This window comes from Coprococcus sp. HPP0074 (genome assembly GCF_964238105.1).
GTDB lineage: Bacteria > Bacillota > Clostridia > Lachnospirales > Lachnospiraceae > Faecalimonas > Faecalimonas umbilicata.
The window spans coordinates 126,884-144,514 of the sequence record NZ_CAXSKS010000005.1; the positions used below are offsets into that span (position 1 = coordinate 126,884).

21 protein-coding genes and 1 other RNA gene are annotated in these 17,631 nt (G+C 39.3%); 14 read left to right on the forward strand and 8 right to left on the reverse strand.

Annotation, left to right across the window (positions count from 1 at the left end; translation table 11 throughout):
• Positions 1–273: 273 nt before the first annotated feature.
• Complete coding sequence (locus ACESPO_RS07930; RefSeq protein ID WP_336305246.1) at positions 274–1,551, forward strand: DUF4839 domain-containing protein; 1,278 nt, start codon at positions 274–276, stop codon at positions 1,549–1,551.
• A gap of 136 nt (positions 1,552–1,687) precedes the next feature.
• On the opposite strand, the gene ACESPO_RS07935 is transcribed toward ACESPO_RS07930, so the two are convergent.
• The gene (locus tag ACESPO_RS07935) at positions 1,688–2,371 is read right to left on the reverse strand and encodes a helix-turn-helix domain-containing protein (protein WP_336305247.1); all 684 of its coding nucleotides are present in this window, start codon (positions 2,369–2,371) and stop codon (positions 1,688–1,690) included.
• Between the two features lie 249 nt (positions 2,372–2,620).
• Here ACESPO_RS07935 and ACESPO_RS07940 point away from each other — a divergent pair, with 249 nt between their 5' ends.
• The 9 genes from ACESPO_RS07940 (at position 2,621) to trxA (ending at position 8,679) form a co-directional block, all read left to right on the forward strand.
• Positions 2,621–2,950, forward strand: coding sequence for a hypothetical protein (locus ACESPO_RS07940; protein WP_004613680.1), 330 nt, complete (start codon positions 2,621–2,623; stop codon positions 2,948–2,950).
• Between the two features lie 86 nt (positions 2,951–3,036).
• Positions 3,037–4,119, forward strand: a complete 1,083-nt coding sequence (locus ACESPO_RS07945) for a replication initiation factor domain-containing protein (RefSeq protein ID WP_336305248.1) — start codon at positions 3,037–3,039, stop codon at positions 4,117–4,119.
• 266 nt (positions 4,120–4,385) lie between these two features.
• Positions 4,386–5,588, forward strand: a complete 1,203-nt coding sequence (locus ACESPO_RS07950; protein WP_336305249.1) for a site-specific integrase — start codon at positions 4,386–4,388, stop codon at positions 5,586–5,588.
• 354 nt (positions 5,589–5,942) lie between these two features.
• A complete protein-coding gene (locus tag ACESPO_RS07955; protein WP_009262242.1) occupies positions 5,943–6,395 on the forward strand; it encodes a helix-turn-helix transcriptional regulator in 453 nt (150 codons plus the stop codon).
• An 82-nt stretch (positions 6,396–6,477) separates the two neighbouring features.
• Positions 6,478–6,831, forward strand: a complete 354-nt coding sequence (locus tag ACESPO_RS07960; protein WP_008975108.1) for a DUF3796 domain-containing protein — start codon at positions 6,478–6,480, stop codon at positions 6,829–6,831.
• Positions 6,824–7,021: a helix-turn-helix transcriptional regulator gene (locus ACESPO_RS07965; RefSeq protein WP_008975109.1), complete on the forward strand. Its 198-nt coding sequence runs from the start codon at positions 6,824–6,826 to the stop codon at positions 7,019–7,021. Before ACESPO_RS07960 ends, ACESPO_RS07965 begins: the two co-directional genes overlap by 8 nt.
• Positions 7,022–7,184: 163 nt before the next feature.
• Entirely contained in the window at positions 7,185–7,436 is a 252-nt protein-coding gene (locus tag ACESPO_RS07970) for a hypothetical protein (RefSeq protein ID WP_270456866.1), read from the forward strand.
• A 54-nt stretch (positions 7,437–7,490) separates the two neighbouring features.
• A complete protein-coding gene (locus ACESPO_RS07975) occupies positions 7,491–8,249 on the forward strand; it encodes a class I SAM-dependent methyltransferase (protein WP_119988035.1) in 759 nt (252 codons plus the stop codon).
• A 118-nt stretch (positions 8,250–8,367) separates the two neighbouring features.
• Positions 8,368–8,679 (forward strand): thioredoxin, encoded by a 312-nt coding sequence (gene trxA / locus ACESPO_RS07980; protein WP_008975111.1) that lies wholly within the window; start codon positions 8,368–8,370, stop codon positions 8,677–8,679.
• Positions 8,680–8,827: 148 nt separating this feature from the next.
• On the opposite strand, the gene ACESPO_RS07985 is transcribed toward trxA, so the two are convergent.
• Complete coding sequence (locus ACESPO_RS07985) at positions 8,828–9,502, reverse strand: Crp/Fnr family transcriptional regulator (protein WP_016438449.1); 675 nt, start codon at positions 9,500–9,502, stop codon at positions 8,828–8,830.
• A gap of 163 nt (positions 9,503–9,665) precedes the next feature.
• Here ACESPO_RS07985 and ACESPO_RS07990 point away from each other — a divergent pair, with 163 nt between their 5' ends.
• Both ACESPO_RS07990 and ACESPO_RS07995 read left to right on the forward strand, forming a co-directional pair.
• The gene (locus ACESPO_RS07990; RefSeq protein ID WP_336305251.1) at positions 9,666–11,057 is read left to right on the forward strand and encodes an alanine/glycine:cation symporter family protein; all 1,392 of its coding nucleotides are present in this window, start codon (positions 9,666–9,668) and stop codon (positions 11,055–11,057) included.
• Positions 11,058–11,208: 151 nt separating this feature from the next.
• On the forward strand, positions 11,209–12,009 hold the full coding sequence (locus ACESPO_RS07995; RefSeq protein ID WP_336305252.1) for a hypothetical protein: 801 nt from the start codon (positions 11,209–11,211) through the stop codon (positions 12,007–12,009).
• A gap of 130 nt (positions 12,010–12,139) precedes the next feature.
• Here the strand turns inward: ACESPO_RS07995 and ACESPO_RS08000 are convergent, their stop codons facing one another.
• The 3 genes from ACESPO_RS08000 to ACESPO_RS08010 form a co-directional block, all read right to left on the reverse strand.
• Positions 12,140–13,696, reverse strand: coding sequence for an ABC-F family ATP-binding cassette domain-containing protein (locus ACESPO_RS08000; RefSeq protein ID WP_016438452.1), 1,557 nt, complete (start codon positions 13,694–13,696; stop codon positions 12,140–12,142).
• 225 nt (positions 13,697–13,921) lie between these two features.
• The gene (locus tag ACESPO_RS08005) at positions 13,922–14,179 is read right to left on the reverse strand and encodes a spore coat protein (protein WP_008975116.1); all 258 of its coding nucleotides are present in this window, start codon (positions 14,177–14,179) and stop codon (positions 13,922–13,924) included.
• 13 nt (positions 14,180–14,192) lie between these two features.
• A complete protein-coding gene (locus ACESPO_RS08010) occupies positions 14,193–14,375 on the reverse strand; it encodes a hypothetical protein (protein WP_008975117.1) in 183 nt (60 codons plus the stop codon).
• A 218-nt stretch (positions 14,376–14,593) separates the two neighbouring features.
• On the opposite strand from ACESPO_RS08010, the gene rnpB reads away from it, so the two are divergent.
• Both rnpB and ACESPO_RS08020 read left to right on the forward strand, forming a co-directional pair.
• Positions 14,594–14,944, forward strand: an RNA gene (rnpB, locus tag ACESPO_RS08015) — RNase P RNA component class A.
• Between the two features lie 27 nt (positions 14,945–14,971).
• The gene (locus tag ACESPO_RS08020) at positions 14,972–15,514 is read left to right on the forward strand and encodes a GNAT family N-acetyltransferase (RefSeq protein WP_008975118.1); all 543 of its coding nucleotides are present in this window, start codon (positions 14,972–14,974) and stop codon (positions 15,512–15,514) included.
• A 145-nt stretch (positions 15,515–15,659) separates the two neighbouring features.
• Here ACESPO_RS08020 and ACESPO_RS08025 read toward each other — a convergent pair whose 3' ends face one another.
• The 3 genes from ACESPO_RS08025 to ACESPO_RS08035 are packed head-to-tail and all read right to left on the reverse strand — an operon-like array spanning position 15,660 to position 17,590.
• On the reverse strand, positions 15,660–16,106 hold the full coding sequence (locus tag ACESPO_RS08025) for an aspartate carbamoyltransferase regulatory subunit (RefSeq protein ID WP_008975119.1): 447 nt from the start codon (positions 16,104–16,106) through the stop codon (positions 15,660–15,662).
• A gap of 20 nt (positions 16,107–16,126) precedes the next feature.
• On the reverse strand, positions 16,127–17,044 hold the full coding sequence (gene pyrB / locus ACESPO_RS08030; RefSeq protein ID WP_008975120.1) for an aspartate carbamoyltransferase: 918 nt from the start codon (positions 17,042–17,044) through the stop codon (positions 16,127–16,129).
• A 9-nt stretch (positions 17,045–17,053) separates the two neighbouring features.
• Positions 17,054–17,590, reverse strand: a complete 537-nt coding sequence (locus ACESPO_RS08035; RefSeq protein WP_008975121.1) for a nitroreductase family protein — start codon at positions 17,588–17,590, stop codon at positions 17,054–17,056.
• Positions 17,591–17,631: the final 41 nt, after the last annotated feature.

The following is a 17,631-nucleotide window of genomic DNA, read 5'->3' on the forward strand; positions in this document are numbered from 1 at the left end:
TATATATTTCGCAATAAGGAAATCATTCTTGCTTTTACTTATTATTCCGAGTATAATATTTCGTAATAAGGAAATGTTTCGCTATAAAGAAATGTTTTGTCAAGAATAAAAGGATTGAGAGGTAGAAAGATGAGCAGTAGAAAAAGAAAGGATTTATGGGAATTCTGTTAAATTTCATTTTGGTTTTGATTACAGGCGGTTTGTGATTAAAATGGATATTGATTCGGTATTTGAGGAACAACAGCTAAATTTAAATTATAGGGGGAAATACAGATGAAAAAATGGTACGTAGCGTTATTGGTAATGATGTGTGGAATGTTTTTAATTTCATGTGGCAATAAGGAAAAAGCAAAAGAAAAAGTAGAGGAAAAGGTAGAGGCTCTTAAATACAATGTTGAATTGGAAGTAGAATGTAATGAGAATTTATTGCTCAGTAAGTATGATGTCAGAGTATTGGTTAATGATACTGAACTGGGAATTCTTGAACATGGTAAAACAGAAAAATATTCTGTTGAACTAGAAAAAGGAGAGTATGTTTTTCGAGTGGAGAATGAAGAGGATAATACTATTGACGGAACAATAAAATTTGATGTTACAGAAGATATGAAATTAAAATGTAAATTGTATTGTAAAGGTGATCAAATTAAAATAGAACAAATGCAAGAAGTTAATCCACCGATAAGTACAGACGAATTGGGAGATAAAAAATATAAAGAAATAAAGCAAGCATTTGAAGAAGCTGGATTTACAAATATAGAGAAGAAAGTTATCAAAGATTTAACAGAAGATAAGTTGAATGAAAAAAATATTGTATCTACAATTAAAATAGGAGATGTTTCATCATTTACAATAGATGATAAATTTATGGCTGATATAAAAGTTATCATTGAATATCATACGCAAGCTGATATTAAAATGTCTCAAAATGTTTACTACTATGAGGGAATGAATTGTCAAGATGTGGAAAATGAGTTTAAAAGTATGGGATTTACAAATATTGAATTAGAAACTGATTCAAGTATATTTTCATCAAATGAACATGGGGAGGTATCAGATGTAAAAATTGATGGTAATAGTTTTGAAGAGGGCGATAGATTTCCACCAAGTGCAAAAGTGGTAATAACATATTGCGAGATTGAGGGATTGGCAGAAGCAGAGAGAGGAGAAACTATTACGATTGAGAATAATAGTGAATTGGCATACATTTTATCAAGCAAAGATGAGTTTGATTCGAAGATACAGGAGTTTGCAAATAAATATGCAGGAGAGATGATAGAATTTGATGCCCATACTGCTGATGTTAGTAGAAATGAAGATTATAAAACAAGATTTAATTATTTAATTCATGCAGGAGATTATAGCACCACTTCTGTTAGTGGTCCGAATTTTCAATTCCATGATGTGAGTTATGGGGATTTAAATTTAGTTGGAAATAATGTTCCGGAAACATTTGGAGTAGGACTTAATATTCATGTTATTGCAAAAGTGGGAGAATATAATGCGATTAACGGACTGTTTGAATTAGAACCTGTGGCAATTACTATGAGATAGTAATTGTAGTGAAGTCAAGGAACAAGGCGAAGCCGATACGCCGTAGGGCAGTCCTTGACGGAACGGACACAGCCAACAGCATCATGATACAGCAGAGGACTTGTAAGGTCAGAAACCTTGCAAGTCCTCTTGTCTGTTACTGGGCGTTATGCTTTAAGTAAAGTGCTTCTTTTACCAGTTCTTTTTCAAATGCTTTTATGTGACCGCTCTGTATTCCATTGTCGATATAAAAGCAGTCGTCAGCTTGTAAGTAGGACAACGTGGTAACTTTCGGTTCATAAGTCTTTGCATCAATTCCATAATAATAGACGGTGGCAGTTGAAAGTTCCACATTGATACTGTCAAAATCTCTTGTAAAAACGCTGTGCCTGTCTGCATGGAAAAAATCAGACGGACATTCGTAGAACTCGGAACTATCTTCTCTTAAAAATAAAGGCAGTATGTGTACTTCATTTTCGCTTCGGTTGACAAGGACATAAAAGCGTGGAATGAGGGCGGAATACTGTGTTTTCATTGCGATATACATATCATCTAAATCATCAAGAAGATACTCGGAGCAGGAGTTGTTGTAAAAGACGTATTGCAGGGCAGTATTATTTCTTTGAGTATTTTCCATAGGCACATTTTCCCCGTAAAGCCAACGCAAATCTACATCTAAAGAGTCAGCAATCAGTTCCATTTTATCGGCTTTCGGGTTGTACTGTCCCGAAAGATAAGAACTGAACGCCCCTTTGCTGATACCTGTATCTTTGACTATATCCACCTGTTTTTTATTTTTTGCTTTCATGGCAAATTTAATCCGTTCTGCGATTGTATTCATCTGAAAACCCTCTCTTTCCATATCTCGTTATAACTTTTCGTATTTTATCGTCTAAGGACACTATACCACAAGTTCAGAAAAAAGAAAACAAAAAGTTTATAAAAAACTAAACTTTATATTGCGAAACGTATGTGTCTGTGCTAATATACAATTAAGTTCAGGAATAACTGAACTAAAAACGGCGTCGTAATAAGAAAATGAAAATATGAGAAGCTGACCTATCGGTTCAACGGGGAGAAAGGAACGTGTATGCAGATTACATTGACAAAAGAACAGGTAAAAGAAGCGTTTGGAGAACTTCGTTTTATGGGTGCGGATAACTGTTACCGCTATGATAAAGACAGTAAGAAGAAAACAGAGGAAGTGGAAGCCTTAAAACTTCATCTTGGAAGCATGAAGCTTGGGAACAGCGTGGATATTCGCTTGGAAGCAACGGAACTTCCGAAGATTGAGCCTTATGCGGTGGTGGAACTGGAAGAACCAGTATATGCTCCTTATGTGCAGAGAGGAAACTTTCCTGTATTAGTGGAGAAGATTACCTGTAAGGGTATCCGCCCAGTTCCAAACAAAAATATGTAGGCGGTCAAAGTTCCTGTCCTCGTTCTGACGTACCAAACGGCAGGTTGAGGGCAGGGCAATGGCAACGCCATTGCAGATAAGGAGGTTTGATAAATTTGGAAGAAAGAAGCGGAAGTTTTCTTCCAGAACTCCCCTACACTAACAGGGGAGTAATACGACAGAAAGAAGAATTAAGTGCCTTGATAGACTGGTGTCAGATAACCGTTAAGGAAGTTCCGTTAGAAGCAGTTATAGAAGATGTACTGAGAATACCTTTGGAACTTATGACCGTAACGGGCTATGAAAAGGGGATTGCAGGACATGAGGTTGTGGCAATCTTCGATAATATCAAGGTGCTAAAGCCGACAGGAAACGCACAGTATCAGGGCTTTCAGATTTTGATGAGTGGGAAAGGCTGTCGCAACTATGAGAATTTTTTACAACTCAATGAGGAAACATGGTTTGATTTCTTAAACAGAGTTTGCCAGTATCATATCAATGTTCCTCGGATTGATTTGGCGATCGACGACAGAAAACCGTATTTGAGTATTCCCGATTTGATTGTACGGACAAAAGAGGGATTGCTTTCCACAAAACTAAGGGAGATAGATTTTCACGACTCGGGAGAACTGAAAGAAGAAGTGTTTCAGAGTAAAGGTGGTAGTCTTTATCTCGGCAGTTCAGCCAGTAATTTGAGATTGGTCTTTTATGAAAAGGGATATGAACAGAATAAAAAGTATGGAACAGAATTAGACGAAAATTGGAATAGATATGAGTTGAGATTTCGGCAGGAAATGGCAGTAAGTGTAGTACAGGAATTATTGAGATATAGAGATGTGGCAGGACTGGCAATGGAAGTGTTGAACAGCAAAATACGATTTTTAGAAAAGCCGACAGACAGCATGACAACACGAAAAAGGCTTTATCCAACCTATCAAGCGTGGGCGGAACTGATGAAAGATATAGGCAAGGTGAAACTTACCATGCAACCACAGAAGAAAAGTCTGCAAAAGGTATGGGAGTGGTTGGAAAAGTATGTTGCCCCGTCTTTGAAGCTGTTTGCAGAGGTTGGGAAGATAGAGCAGAGAGATTATATCGGTAATCTCGTAGCAAATGGAGAAATGAATATCACACAGAAGCAGTTGTATGATGATTATATAAAAGCAAGAAAATTAGACGAAAGGGGGTAATCGTATCGAGAAAGCATTACTAAATATAAATGAATTTTGTGAGTATATGGGGATTGGGAAAACAAAGGCAAGAGAACTGTTGAACAATCCGAAAAATAGATTTACAGTACGCATTGGTAATCGGTTGTATGCAAATAAGAAATTACTTGATGAATGGCTGGAATATCAATGCAAAAGGGCTTGAAAAGAAAATGGGGTGTGGATATAATGAAAATTGAAATATTTACTTTACCATATTTCTTTCAGTAGAAGAAAGGAAAGTTGGTATGGGTAAAGATTTAAAAGGAAAAGAACTCGGTAAGGGAATTTCACAGAGAGCAGACGGACGCTATATTGCAAGATTTACAAGCAAAACAGGAAAACGTAAAACGCTTTATGATTTTAAACTGAATGAATTAAAACGGAAGTTGCGAGAAGCGGTTTATGAAGATGAACATGGATTGAATGGCAATGGCGAAAATATCACTCTAAACGCATGGTATGTAACGTGGACGGAATTGTATAAGAAGAAAACAGTCAAAATGACTACAATATATAAAAACCACAGTTACTACAATTCAAGAGTGAAGAACTCTATCGGAAAGATGTATTTGCAGGATATTAAAACATATCACGTTCAAAAGTTTTTGAATGACTTGATAGACAGCGGTCTTGCACATGGAACGGTATCAAATATTAGATTTATGTTAAGCGATATGTTTGATAAAGCCGTATTGAGTGAATACATTAGAAAAAATCCCTGTATCGGTGTGGAAATGCCAAAAGAAGTGAAAAAAGAAAGACGTGTATTAACAAGAGAAGAACAGGAGAAATTCTTTGCATTTGCTTCTTCTTATATACACATCAATGTTCTGAAATTTGCTGTGACAACAGGTTGTCGAATTGGAGAAGTGCTTGGACTAAAATGGGAAGATTGTGATTTTGAAAAAAGAGAAATTATAATCAATAAGACAATCCATTATTCAAAGGCTTCCAGTCCTGTTGAGGGTTCAAAGTTTTTCTATACGACTGCAAAAACCATATCCAGTAATCGTGTAATTCCTATGACAGATGAAGTGTATGAGATTTTGCAAAATCAGAAGATAAAGCAGACAGAGCAGAAGATGTGGAAACGCTCGATATGGAAACAACACAAAGAATTTCAAAATTTGGTATTTACCTGTTCAGATGGTTCGCCAGTTTACTATTATAACGTCAATAGTGCAATCAAAGACTATGTGGCAAAAATCAATGTAATAGAGATTGAACTGGCAAAGGAAGAAAACAGAGAGCCGAAGATATTTGAACTGTTTACCTGTCACACTCTGCGACATACATACGCTACAAGGTGTTATGAAAACGGAGTAGACCAACAGGTAGTGCAGAAACTCTTAGGTCACTCCACATTGGCAATGACAACCGATTTATACACGCACGTTTCAGAAGAAAAGAAAAAAGAAGAAGTAGCCGAACTGAAAATATTGGCTTAAAATTGGAGTAAAAATGGAGTAAATCATAAGATAGATAGCGAAAAACAGCGTAAAATCAACATTTTCGAGTAGATATAAATATTGTGCAGAAGTAGGCAGTGCAGATAACGGAAAAGATGGACTTATCCTGTTTATAGGAATAAGGCCATCTTTTTTGGTATCTATAGGGCATATGCCTGTCAAGCAAACGAGCTAGTCTAGTGAGCTTGTATAGCACTGCTGTAGAATACTGCAAAATAGCGTAACAGGTTTGTGAAATGGATGTTACCAAAATGGAAACAAGGGAAATACATACTGGCACTTTTATTTTGGATTTTATCGTTATATGATGAGAATGAAAGAGAGGTATGGAGTATGGCGTTAAATGATAACATCAAAAAATTCAGAGAAGAAAAAAATCTTACTCAGCAACAACTTGCAGATAAGTTATATGTTTCAAGGCAGACAGTTTGTCGCTGGGAAAAAGGTTCAAGATGTCCGGATTTGATTACAGCAAAAAAACTGGCATTAGAACTAGACGTAAGTGTGGACGAACTTATATCTGATGAAGATGTAAAGGATCTTCAAGTAAATTATGGAATATGGAAATCTGAAAGAATAAAAGATAAAAAGCATTTGCAGGTACTTCAAAAAAGGATATTAGACTTTATACAAATTGTGGGAGCTGTATTTTTAGCAATCACGATTTTGCTACGAGTACAATTAGATATGAGAGTGCCTGTATGGTGTACAATCGTTTGCTTTATTATTGTAGCAGGAGCATTTCTCTGTAGTTTCATAGTTTCTAAAAGGTTGAGAGAGATGTAGTGTGCATTCTTGACTTCAAACATGAAAAGTGGTATATTTATAACATAAAGTGTTAAATATACCACATAGAAGGAGGTCTATTATGAAGTGTAGGTATGGCTTTTTAGGTTTTTTCTCTCTCATTGGCTTGCTGGGATTTTGGACAGATAATCCTATGTTTTTCCCGTTTTTAGGTTTTGCCTTATTTTTTGAATATTTCTTTGTGGAAACAGATGAAATGTTTGTTCAAAATATGAGAAAAGCTGCTGCGTGGGCGTTTTTCTCTGAATTAGTAATAACAGCCATTGTCACGTTCTATTATGCAATCATAGAGCATAATTCTAATGTCGCGCTTGTAAAAGGGATTGGTTTGGGATTTGGGTTTTCCATAATTGTCTTCTGCTTTGTTACTGCTTATTTTGATTGGAAAGATAGGTGTGGTGTATCCGATGATTAAAAACAGAATTAAAGAGTATAGAGCAAGATTTGATATGAAACAGGAAGAATTGGCTGCAAAAGTAGGTGTACGCCGAGAAACTATAGGAAACCTTGAAAAGGGAAAATACAATCCATCATTGGTTTTGGCATGGAATATCGCAAAGACATTCCATGTTACGATTGAAGAAATTTTTACAGTAGAAGAATAATTTTCTAAAATCTTTACTTACATTTAACTTGTAACAGTGATCTAAAATGGTAAAATTATCGTAATAGAAGTAGAAATCGGAGGATGGTAATATGTTCTTGATAATGATAATTAGTATGATCATTGGATTGGCCCTTTCTTTTTTTCTTGCAAGAAGATATGATATGAGTGAAAAAGTAGACAAAGGGGTTGAATTTTGTTATTGGAAATTGAGTTATAGACGAAAATTAATCAGAACATTATGGATGATACCTGTATTGATAATGATAAACATCGCATTTTATAAAGCGTTTCCGGCATATTCCTATGCAAGGATTATTGGCGTGATTCTTTTTCTGCCGGTTTTTATTCAGGCTGCGTATAATTATAAGAAGTGGAAAAACGAAACAGCGCAAGAAGAGGATGTCAAGTATTAAAAAATATGATATGCTAAAGATGGCAAAAAGAAAAGTTTAGCAAGGGGAAAAGAGATGGCAAGGCAAAATATTTATGATGACGAATGTTTTTTTGAAGGTTACAAAAAGATAAGACAGAACGAAATAAATGCCAATACCTTGTTTGAGATTCCCGAATTGTTTGCATTATTACCTGATTTAAATGGAAAAACAATATTGGATATGGGTTGCGGTTTTGGGGAGCACTGTACAAAATTTGTGGAATTAGGTGCAGCAACGGTTGTAGGAATTGATATTTCCAAAAAGATGTTGGAGGTTGCAGAAGCAGAGAATGGACATCCTTCTATTTCCTATATCCATATGCCTATCGAAGAAATATCAAAATTGCATAAAAAGTTTGATATCGTAATCAGCTCTCTTGCGATGCACTATGTTGAAAATTATGAGGCGGTTGTCAGGGATGTGTATCAACTGTTGAAGGATGGAGGCATATTTGTGTTTTCGCAGGAGCATCCGTTGACTACTTGTTTTTCGTCGGGTGACAGATGGACCAAAGATGAAAACGGGAAAAAGCTATATTTAAATCTTATGGATTATGGAGTAGAGGGAGAAAGAGAAACGACATGGTTTGTCGACGGCGTCAAGAAATATCACAGAACATTTTCAACAATGCTCAACACATTGATTCAAGAAGGATTTTCTATAGAAAGCGTGATAGAGCCGCTGCCGACAATTGAAATTCTGGAAAAATATCCGGATTATGCAGATCTTTTTCATAAACCTGATTTTTTGCTGATAAAAGCTGGTAAGAAAAATTGCAGAAACTGTGACTAACTCACAGAGTTTCTGTCAATCATGAGTATAATAAGAGATAACAAAGGAAATGGAAAAAGACCTGATGAATGTCAGGCAGACCATAAATCATTGCAGGAATAGAAAGGATGGAAGAAAAATGGCAGCAATTCAATTAACAAGCGAAACATTTCAAAAAGAAGTATTAGAGGCAAAGGAACCAGTTTTAGTAGATTTTTGGGCACCATGGTGTGGACCTTGCCAGATGGTACTGCCGATCATTGAGGAACTGGCAGAAGAAGTGACAGATGTAAAAATCTGTAAAGTCAATGTAGATGAGCAGATGAAAATTGCAAAGGAATACCGCGTAATGTCCATTCCGACACTGATCTTATTCAAAGATGGTAAGATTGCAAAACAAGAGCTCGGGGCAAAGACAAAAGAAGAGTTACTGGAAATGATCCATGCATAAGTGCTAGGAGAACGAAAGCAGAAACGATGCAAAAAATATGATAAAGCAAGGAAATGTCTAAATAGCTGTAAAAAGCAGGACATTTCCTTTTTGTATTTTGGGAATAGTTTTACAAGCGTATGAAACACCTGATCTAGAAAAATGGTATTTACAGGGTAAGGGAAGTCAGACCGGCGCGGTTGGTGATGTGTACATTTCCGCGAGAAAGTTCGACATATCCTTCGGAGGAGAAATATTTGAGCATCCGGGTGACGACTTCTCTGGCGCTGCCGACGAAGCGTGCAATCTGCTCGTGAGTCATGTGGATCGTGTCGGATTGTTCGTTGGCGGATTCCTCCAAAAGAAAGAGGGCAAGCCGTTTGTCAAAACTCATGAAAAGCACCTGCTGCATTGCCCACATGACGTCGGAGAAACTTTCAGATGCCAGCTTGTAGGCGAAGGCTTCCACATAAATATTTTCCTGCATGATCTGTGAAAAGGCACAGGAATTTGTCTGAAGAAATTCACAGTCGGAAACGGCATCGATATGGACATCGAATGTGATTGACTGAAGAACGCAGGAAGCTGATAGAATACAGATGTCTCCGTCATACAGCCGATAAAGAGTAATTTCCCGCCCATCTTCTGAGAGGATATATACCCGGACAGAGCCTTTTTTAATGAGAAGGACACCGACACAGTCTAAGTCAGCACTGTGGATAGAATCTCCTCTTTCATAGGAGACAGCAGTCGTTCCTCCAATTAGAATATCTTTTTGATGAGGGGATAGTTTGTCCCAGAAAGTAAAATGTGATTTTAAAAGTTGAATATCGTGTTCTGTCATTTGTGTCACGCTCCTTTGCATAGTGGTATTGTACTATGAGATCGAAAAAAGGGCAAATGATTTTGCGGGAAAACTAATAAACAGAAAAATTTCTCATATATTTGATAGTACGGACAGAGCGAAAGGTTCGCTTTGCATCGAAATTTGAAATATGGGAGGAGTTATGCTAGAGAAAATAGGACAAATCAACAGTGTGGTAAATGCGTTCGTATGGGGGCGGGGGATGCTGGTTATTTTCCTTGGCGCCGGAATGCTTTTTACACTGCGAACCGGTTTCTTTCAGTTTAAGGGTTGGAAAGTCTGGATGGGGGATACACTTGGTGCATTGTTTCGTGACCGGAGAGTCAGAAAGGCGCAGGATCATCAGTCTATTTCACAATTTCAATCGTTTTGTACGGCGTTAGCAGCAACGCTTGGCACGGGGAATATTACCGGAGTTGCCACAGCAATTGTGACCGGAGGCCCGGGAGCAGTCTTCTGGATGTGGGTGTCTGCATTCCTCGGGATGATGACAATCTATGCAGAAAATGTGCTCGGGATCAAATATCGTTACAAAAACTCCGAAGGTGCATGGGTTGGGGGTGCGATGGTCTATATGGAGCGGGGACTGGGGGCGAAGTGGCTTGCGGTTTTCTTTTCTATATTTTGTCTTTGCGCCTCTTTTGGAATGGGAAATATGACACAGGCTAATGCGATTGCAAAAGGGCTGAAAACTACATTGAAAATTCCGGAGCAATTTACAGGAATGGCATTAATGGTACTTGTGGCTGTTGTGATTCTCGGTGGTGTTCAGAGAGTCGCGATGGTAGCAGAAAAAATCGTTCCGTTTATGGCGGCATTCTATATTCTGGGAGGTCTTCTTGTCATTGTGATACATTATGAGAGAATTCCGGAAACATTTTTATGGATTTTCGGAGAAGCATTTGGGCTGCGTGCAGTTGGAGGCGGAGTTGCTGGATATGGTGTGAAGATGGCGATGAAAATGGGTATTTCCCGCGGTGTTTTTTCCAATGAGGCCGGACTTGGATCTTCGGTGATGGCACATGCGGCTTCTGACGTAAGCTGTCCGCAGATTCAAGGTATGTGGGGAATGGCAGAAGTGTTCATAGATACGATTGTTGTCTGTACAATCACAGCACTTGTAATACTGACTTCAGGCGTATATGATCCACAGAGATGCATTTCAAACATTGCAGATGGAGTCGAAAACATTGACGGCACGACGTTGACGGGAAATGCCTTTGCAACAGTATTTCCAAATGGGGACAAATTTCTTGCTATCTCCATTGCGCTGTTTGCGTTTGCGACCATCATCGGCTGGGCATATTTTGGAGAGCGGACAGCAGCATATCTTTTTGGAGAACATGCAGTTTTTCCATATAAACTGATCTACATATTGCTTCTTCTGCCGGGATCTGTTCTTGCACCGAAGCTTGTTTGGGAACTGTCTGATACTTTTAACGGGTTGATGGCAATTCCGAACTTGACAGCGTTGATCCTTCTGCATGGAGAGGTCATTCGCATGGCAAAGGAGTATAAAAGAAATCGAAAATAGCTGTAAAGCAAACACAAGAGTATAGCCGTGCCAAGAAGATAAATTTCATAAAATCTTAATAAATCATATCGCCTATCTTAAAGTTCTTTTTGTATAATAAAGTTAGTTCAAAAGAAAGTAATCAATAAGATAAATGGAAGGAATGATTTGTATGAGAAGACAAAGAAAAGGGTTTTTAACATGGATAGCTTCTTTGATCCCGGGAGCGGGAGAGCTTTATATGGGATTTGAGAAGCAGGGAGTCAGTCTAATGATTCTATTTTGGGGAAGCGTGGCACTGATTGCAATGCTTGGCATGGGCTGGCCGATTTTTTTACTGCCGGTTATATGGTTTTACAGTTTTTTCCATGTGCATAACTTAAAGACAATGAACCCGGAAGAATTTTACATGATAGAAGACAGATATTTACTTCACATGGATGAATTGGCGAAAGAGTTTCGAAGCGATAAAAAAGGATTTTTCCAGTCTTACCGTTCTATCATTACGATTCTGATCATTCTGATCGGTGCAACCTTGCTGTGGGATGGAATTTCCTCTCTGATCTATGTCATTTTGCCGGGATTTATGTATGATGTTCTTTGGAATATTGGAAATGTATTGACAAAGGGAGTGGCAGGAGCAGCAATCATTGCAGTCGGAATTTACTTTTTCCGTTGCACAAAAAAAGAAGAAGATCAGTTCCGACAGGAGAAAATGACAAGAAACCAGGAGGAGGCACAGAATTCTGCGGCGAGAGAGTTTATGGCAGGTACTTTTGGAGCAGCCATGAATGAAACAGAAAAAGGGGAAATGTCTTTTTCGGGGAATCCGATGACCGGAGAGCAGGATTTTATGAAAAATGAGGTGCCAGTGTCACAGCCTCTTTTAGGAAACCTGTCGATAGAGGAGAAGGAAGTAGAGGAGAAGGAAGAATCTCCGAAAGATTGTGCATCTGAGCAAGTGGAAAAGTAAATACGATAAAAAACAAACAAAAACTTCAGCAAAGAACCAATTTGAATCTGTCGAATCTTAGAAGAAGGACAGGGCAAAAGAGTTCTTGCTGAAGTTTTTTTGTTGCATCAGAGATATTTTTGAAATGAAATTAAATAATCTTCGTTGTCCATTTTGTGCAGTCCCAAACTTCATTTACCACATCCTGATAGAAGTCAGGCTCATGGCAGATCAGAAGAATGCTGCCGTTGTATTCTTGAAGAGCTCGTTTCAACTCTGCCTTGGCATCCACGTCAAGGTGATTGGTCGGCTCGTCCAAAAGTAAAATGTTTGTCTCTCGGTTGATCAGTTTGCACAGACGTACTTTTGCCTGTTCTCCACCGCTTAACACACGAACCTGACTTTCAATGTGTTTTGTCGTCAAACCACATTTGGCTAGTGCAGAACGGACCTCATATTGGGTGAAAGATGGAAATTCACTCCAGATTTCTTCAATACAGGTCGTTTTATTGTCTGGTGCAGATTCCTGCTCAAAATAACCGATCATAAGATTTTCCCCAAGTTCCACAGAACCTTTCAGAGGATGAATCAGGCCAAGAATGCTTTTTAACAGAGTGGTCTTTCCAATTCCATTGGCGCCGACGAGCGCAATTTTGTGACCGCGCTCCATAGAAAGGGAGAGTGGTTTGGAAAGAGGTTCGTCATATCCGATCACGAGATCTTTCGTTTCGAAAATGTATTTTCCAGGAGTGCGTCCGACTTTGAAGCGAAATTCCGGTTTCGGTTTTTCGGCAGCAAGCTCAATGATATCCATCTTATCCAGTTTTTTCTGGCGGGACATCGCCATGTTTCTTGTGGAAACTCTTGCTTTGTTGCGGGCAACAAAGTCTTTTAGTTCACTGATTTCTTGCTGCTGACGGCGGTAAGCAGCTTCCAGCTGAGATTTTTTGACTGCGTAGACTTCTTGAAAATGATCATAGTCACCGACATAACGATTTAATTCCTGATTTTCCATATGGTAAATGATGTTGACTACTTCGTTTAAAAATGGAATATCATGGGAAATTAAGATAAAGGCATTTTCATAGTCAAGTAAGTAGCGCTTAAGCCACACAATGTGTTCCTCGTCCAGATAGTTTGTTGGCTCGTCGAGAAGCAGGATATCTGGTTTCTCTAAAAGCAGCTTGGCAAGGAGTACTTTTGTGCGCTGTCCTCCGCTTAAATCTGTGACATCTCGCTCCAGACCGATATCAAGTAATCCGAGTGCGCGGGCAACTTCTTCTACTTTAGAGTCAATGATATAAAAGTCCTGAAGTGTCAGGGTATCCTGGATTGTTCCCAGCTCCTCCATCAGCGCTTCCATTTCTTCTGGATCTGCATCGCCGAGAGAGTCGCAGATTTGATTCATTTTCTCCTCCAGTGCAAAGAGATACTGGAATGCCGACTTTAAGACATCACGGATCGTCTGGCCCTTTTCCAGAACTGTATGTTGATCCAGATATCCAGTACGTACATTTTTCGCCCACTCAATCTTTCCCTCATCTGGCTGTAATTTTCCGGTTACAATATTCATAAAAGTGGATTTTCCTTCTCCGTTTGCACCGACAAGTCCGATATGCTCACCTTTTAACAGTCGGAAAGAAACATCTTCAAAAATCGCACGGTCCCCAAAGCCGTGAGATAAATGTTCTACATTTAAAATACTCATAAAATAGCTCCTCAATTCTTTTGTTCTTTTGTCAGTTAGATATCATTGTACAGGATAAAATATTTTTTGTCATTAAGAAAGTAAAGAATTCTTAGGATTATAAGAAAAGTTGGAGATTTTAGAAAAGAACCGTATGTATGTCAGCATCGGAGAGGTTTCCAAACACAGAAAGCCGCCTCTCCGGCTTCGGTACAGTGATGCAGCAGGGGAGGCGGCTGAAAAAAATTAGTGCATTGTCGGTTGGGTCAGAATGGATTTGACATGATTTACTTCTTGTTCCGTTGCCTTTGCAGCAGGGACATAGTAACTTTTCTGGCGTGCGACTTCATACAGTTTCTCCTGTGACATTTCACAAGAATTTCGGATCTGTTTCAGACATTGTTTTAATTCTTTATTCTCTGTCTGTGGAATCATTTCTCCAAACATTTTTAATTCTCCGTTGATACCTACCAGTGCATCTGCGACCATTGTTTTTTCGTTCATTTTGATGTCCTCCTTATAAAAATCTCATCAGTTCCTGTTTGTTTTTCATTGCACTGTCTGCAGCATCCTGGAACAATTTTTTGATTTCGGGATCGGTTGTCTGAGAAGCATAATCTGTCATTTTGCAGTGTGTTGTGTCATATCCTCCGATCAAATGACGGAGATTTTGTAAATCTAAGATAGAAATATCAGCCATTGTTAAGCCCTCCTCAAGTTTTTCATATTACGTTTCCCTGTCTAGTATGGCAGAAAGACAGAAGATTATACATCTTGGAAAAGAAGTTAAAAATATCTGTCATTGTGTTTGCAAATTGAAAAAATGTGCTATAATGTATGGTAAATGGAAGTAGAAGATGTATTTTTTAACAGAAGTCTTTACTTTTTTGCTAGAAGATGATAGAATACAAAGGCATTTAAGTAAGACAGACAATCGCAGCTGCAATCACCGAAAGGTGGCAGGTGAGGAAAGTCCGGGCTTCACAGGGCAGGATGCCGGATAACGTCCGGTGGAGGTGACTCCAAGGCTAGTGCAACAGAAATATACCGCCGGTCATCTGGCCGGTAAGGTTGGAAGGGCAGTGTAAGAGACTACCGCCTCTCTGGTAACAGCGAGGGCATATGTAAACCCCATCCGAAGCAAGACCGAACGAAAACAATGTGGCGGCCCGTCACGTTTTAGGTAGGTCGCTTGAGCCTTCCGGTAACGGCAGGCCTAGATAGATGATTGTCCAACGACATAACCCGGCTTATCGTCTTGCTTAATGCTTTTTGATTTTACAGGAGGGACCGACTATGGGAAAAGGTAGAATCAATTACAGAAGAATCAAAGAATCTGAGTTGTCTGTGTCACTGTTTGCTGACTTTGACCGCTATCAGGAAGTAAATCGCTGTTGGCGGAAGGAAGACGGTGAATGGGTATTGAAGGACATCGTATTTAACGAACAGTGGAGTGATAGTGACTATCGGTATCTGACGGAGTGTCTGATCCACACGATACAGACAGGAGGAGTTGTCTTCGGTGCGTTTGTGGAGGAACGCCTGAAGGGATTTGCATCGGTAGAACACGAGTTTTTCGGACAGGAGAAGCAGTATTTGGAACTGACCAGTATACATACTTCTTATGATTGCAGAAACAGAGGAATTGGACGACAGCTTTTTACAAGGTGCGTGGAAGCTGCAAGAAAAATGGGCGCAAAGAAGTTATACATTTCTGCACATTCCTGTGAGGAGACACAGGCATTTTACAAAGAAATGGGATGTGTGGAGGCAGTCGAGTATAATCAGAAGAGCGTGGAGAAAGAACCGTGTGATTGCCAGTTGGAATTTGTATTATAATTGCAATTGTGAATAATAGAACAGAAAAAAGGTGCTCCTTTTCGGGCAGACAGGCAATAGATTTTTTGCCTGTCGTTCGAAGAGGAGCACCTTTTTGTTACAAAGGAAATCCTTTTGGAATCCAATGCAATAAAAATATATTCAATTAGTGATTTTTTCTGTCGTATTTTTCTTCACAGTATTTGCAGCGGTATACTTCTTTTTCCGAATCAGTCAGAACAAATACATGCTCCAATTCCTGCTCAATGGAAGTGATACAGCGAGGATTTTTACACTTGATCACATTTGTGATTTCTTTTGGGAGTTCCAGACGCTTTTTCTCAACAACTTTGTCATTCTGGATGATATTGATCGTGATATTGTGATCGATGAATCCGAGAATGTCAAGATCAATGATGTCGATCGGACACTCAATCTTCATAATATCTTTCTTTCCCATTTTGTTGCTTCTTGCATTTTTGATGATTGCGACACAGCAATCCAACTTGTCCAGGCGAAGGTAGTGATAGATATCCATGCTTTTTCCTGCCTGAATATGGTCTAATACAAATCCTTCTGAGATACTGCTGACATTTAATGTATTGTTTTCCATGATAAACTCCTTTCTGCCGTCTAAACTTCGATTTCTAAAAGTGTGAGAATCAGCGCCATGCGGACATAGACACCGTACTGTACCTGTTTGAAATAAGCGGCGCGAGGGTCTTTGTCCACTTCCACGGAAATCTCATTGACTCTAGGCAGTGGATGAAGTACAAGCATATCTTCTTTTGCCAGAGACATTTTGGCAGCATCTAAAATATAGAAATCTTTCATGCGGACATAGTCTTCCTCGTTGAAGAAACGTTCTTTCTGAACACGTGTCATGTAGAGGAGATCCAGTTCTGGCATTGCCTCTTCCAGATTGATGACTTCTTTGTAAGGGATGTTATTCTTATCTAACACATCTTTGCGGATATAGCTTGGAAGGCGAAGTTCTTCCGGGGAAATCAGGACGAACCGTACATTTTCGTAGCGCACAAGAGCGTGGATCAGAGAATGGACTGTTCTTCCGAATTTTAAATCACCGCAAAGTCCGATTGTAAGATTTCCAAGGCGTCCCTTTAACGAGCGGATTGTCAGAAGGTCTGTCAATGTCTGTGTTGGATGCTGGTGTCCGCCGTCCCCTGCGTTGATGACCGGGATGGAAGAGTGGCGGCATGCAACCATCGGAGCGCCTTCCTTTGGATGGCGCATTGCACAGATGTCCGCGTAGCAGGATACCATGCGGATCGTGTCGGATACACTCTCTCCCTTGGAAGCAGAGCTGGAGTCAGCGGAAGAAAATCCGAGGATGCTTCCACCGAGATTTAACATAGCTGCCTCGTGGCTTAGTCTTGTGCGGGTACTTGGCTCATAAAAGAGAGTGGCAAGCTTCTTCCCGTCACATGCATGTGCATATTTGTCTGGATGTGCTTCGATATCATTGGCAAGATCTAATAATTTGTCTAATTCTTCTACGGTAAAGTCCAAAGGACTCATTAAGTGTCTCATAACTTCCTCCTATTTGTATGTTAATAATTCAGAAACAGTCTTTCTCTTCGGTGGTTCCGGGGAAATGTCCGGATATCCGACTGCAATCAGAGCTGCAAGCTCTTGCTCCTCAGGGATGTTGAGAAGGTTGCGGATACCATCTTCGTCAAAAATTCCCATGATGACTGTTCCAAGTCCGGCTTCATGCGCTGCAAGACAGAAACTCTGACAGGCAATTCCTGCGTCAAACATCTGCCAGCGGTCTCCTTTTTTCGTGGAGTAAGAACCGTCGCGTTCAAACCCAGAGCGCCCCTTTACCATCGTTACCGCAACTAACATGGATAACTGACTGACAATATTAGAATTGTAGGAAGGGGTATAATCATCAGCGATTTTTTTGAGAATGGAAGAGTCTTCAATCGCGATATAGCGAGTGATCTGTGTGTTCTTCCAAGATGGAGAATAAGATGCAGTTGAAATAATAGATTCTAACAAAGTGTGATCGATTGGATCAGGTTTGTACTTTCGAATGCTTCGTCGTGTCTGAATACATTGCGTTGTGTCCATAATAAGAGCCTCCTGCATATTGAATTATTTTATTTATCATA

Coding starts and splice junctions, on each gene's coding strand:
- ACESPO_RS07965 (WP_008975109.1), top strand. CDS start 6,824: ATGATTAAAAACAGAATTAAAGAGTATAGAGCAAGATTTGATATGAAA.
- ACESPO_RS07930 (WP_336305246.1), top strand. CDS start 274: ATGAAAAAATGGTACGTAGCGTTATTGGTAATGATGTGTGGAATGTTT.
- ACESPO_RS07935 (WP_336305247.1), bottom strand. CDS start 2,371: ATGAATACAATCGCAGAACGGATTAAATTTGCCATGAAAGCAAAAAAT.
- pyrB (WP_008975120.1), bottom strand. CDS start 17,044: ATGAGACACTTAATGAGTCCTTTGGACTTTACCGTAGAAGAATTAGAC.
- ACESPO_RS07995 (WP_336305252.1), top strand. CDS start 11,209: ATGAGAAGACAAAGAAAAGGGTTTTTAACATGGATAGCTTCTTTGATC.
- ACESPO_RS07950 (WP_336305249.1), top strand. CDS start 4,386: ATGGGTAAAGATTTAAAAGGAAAAGAACTCGGTAAGGGAATTTCACAG.
- ACESPO_RS07990 (WP_336305251.1), top strand. CDS start 9,666: ATGCTAGAGAAAATAGGACAAATCAACAGTGTGGTAAATGCGTTCGTA.
- ACESPO_RS08025 (WP_008975119.1), bottom strand. CDS start 16,106: ATGGAAAACAATACATTAAATGTCAGCAGTATCTCAGAAGGATTTGTA.
- ACESPO_RS07970 (WP_270456866.1), top strand. CDS start 7,185: ATGAGTGAAAAAGTAGACAAAGGGGTTGAATTTTGTTATTGGAAATTG.
- ACESPO_RS08005 (WP_008975116.1), bottom strand. CDS start 14,179: ATGAACGAAAAAACAATGGTCGCAGATGCACTGGTAGGTATCAACGGA.
- ACESPO_RS08035 (WP_008975121.1), bottom strand. CDS start 17,590: ATGGACACAACGCAATGTATTCAGACACGACGAAGCATTCGAAAGTAC.
- ACESPO_RS07940 (WP_004613680.1), top strand. CDS start 2,621: ATGCAGATTACATTGACAAAAGAACAGGTAAAAGAAGCGTTTGGAGAA.
- ACESPO_RS07985 (WP_016438449.1), bottom strand. CDS start 9,502: ATGACAGAACACGATATTCAACTTTTAAAATCACATTTTACTTTCTGG.
- ACESPO_RS08010 (WP_008975117.1), bottom strand. CDS start 14,375: ATGGCTGATATTTCTATCTTAGATTTACAAAATCTCCGTCATTTGATC.
- ACESPO_RS07975 (WP_119988035.1), top strand. CDS start 7,491: ATGGCAAGGCAAAATATTTATGATGACGAATGTTTTTTTGAAGGTTAC.
- ACESPO_RS08000 (WP_016438452.1), bottom strand. CDS start 13,696: ATGAGTATTTTAAATGTAGAACATTTATCTCACGGCTTTGGGGACCGT.
- ACESPO_RS07960 (WP_008975108.1), top strand. CDS start 6,478: ATGAAGTGTAGGTATGGCTTTTTAGGTTTTTTCTCTCTCATTGGCTTG.
- trxA (WP_008975111.1), top strand. CDS start 8,368: ATGGCAGCAATTCAATTAACAAGCGAAACATTTCAAAAAGAAGTATTA.
- ACESPO_RS08020 (WP_008975118.1), top strand. CDS start 14,972: ATGGGAAAAGGTAGAATCAATTACAGAAGAATCAAAGAATCTGAGTTG.
- ACESPO_RS07955 (WP_009262242.1), top strand. CDS start 5,943: ATGGCGTTAAATGATAACATCAAAAAATTCAGAGAAGAAAAAAATCTT.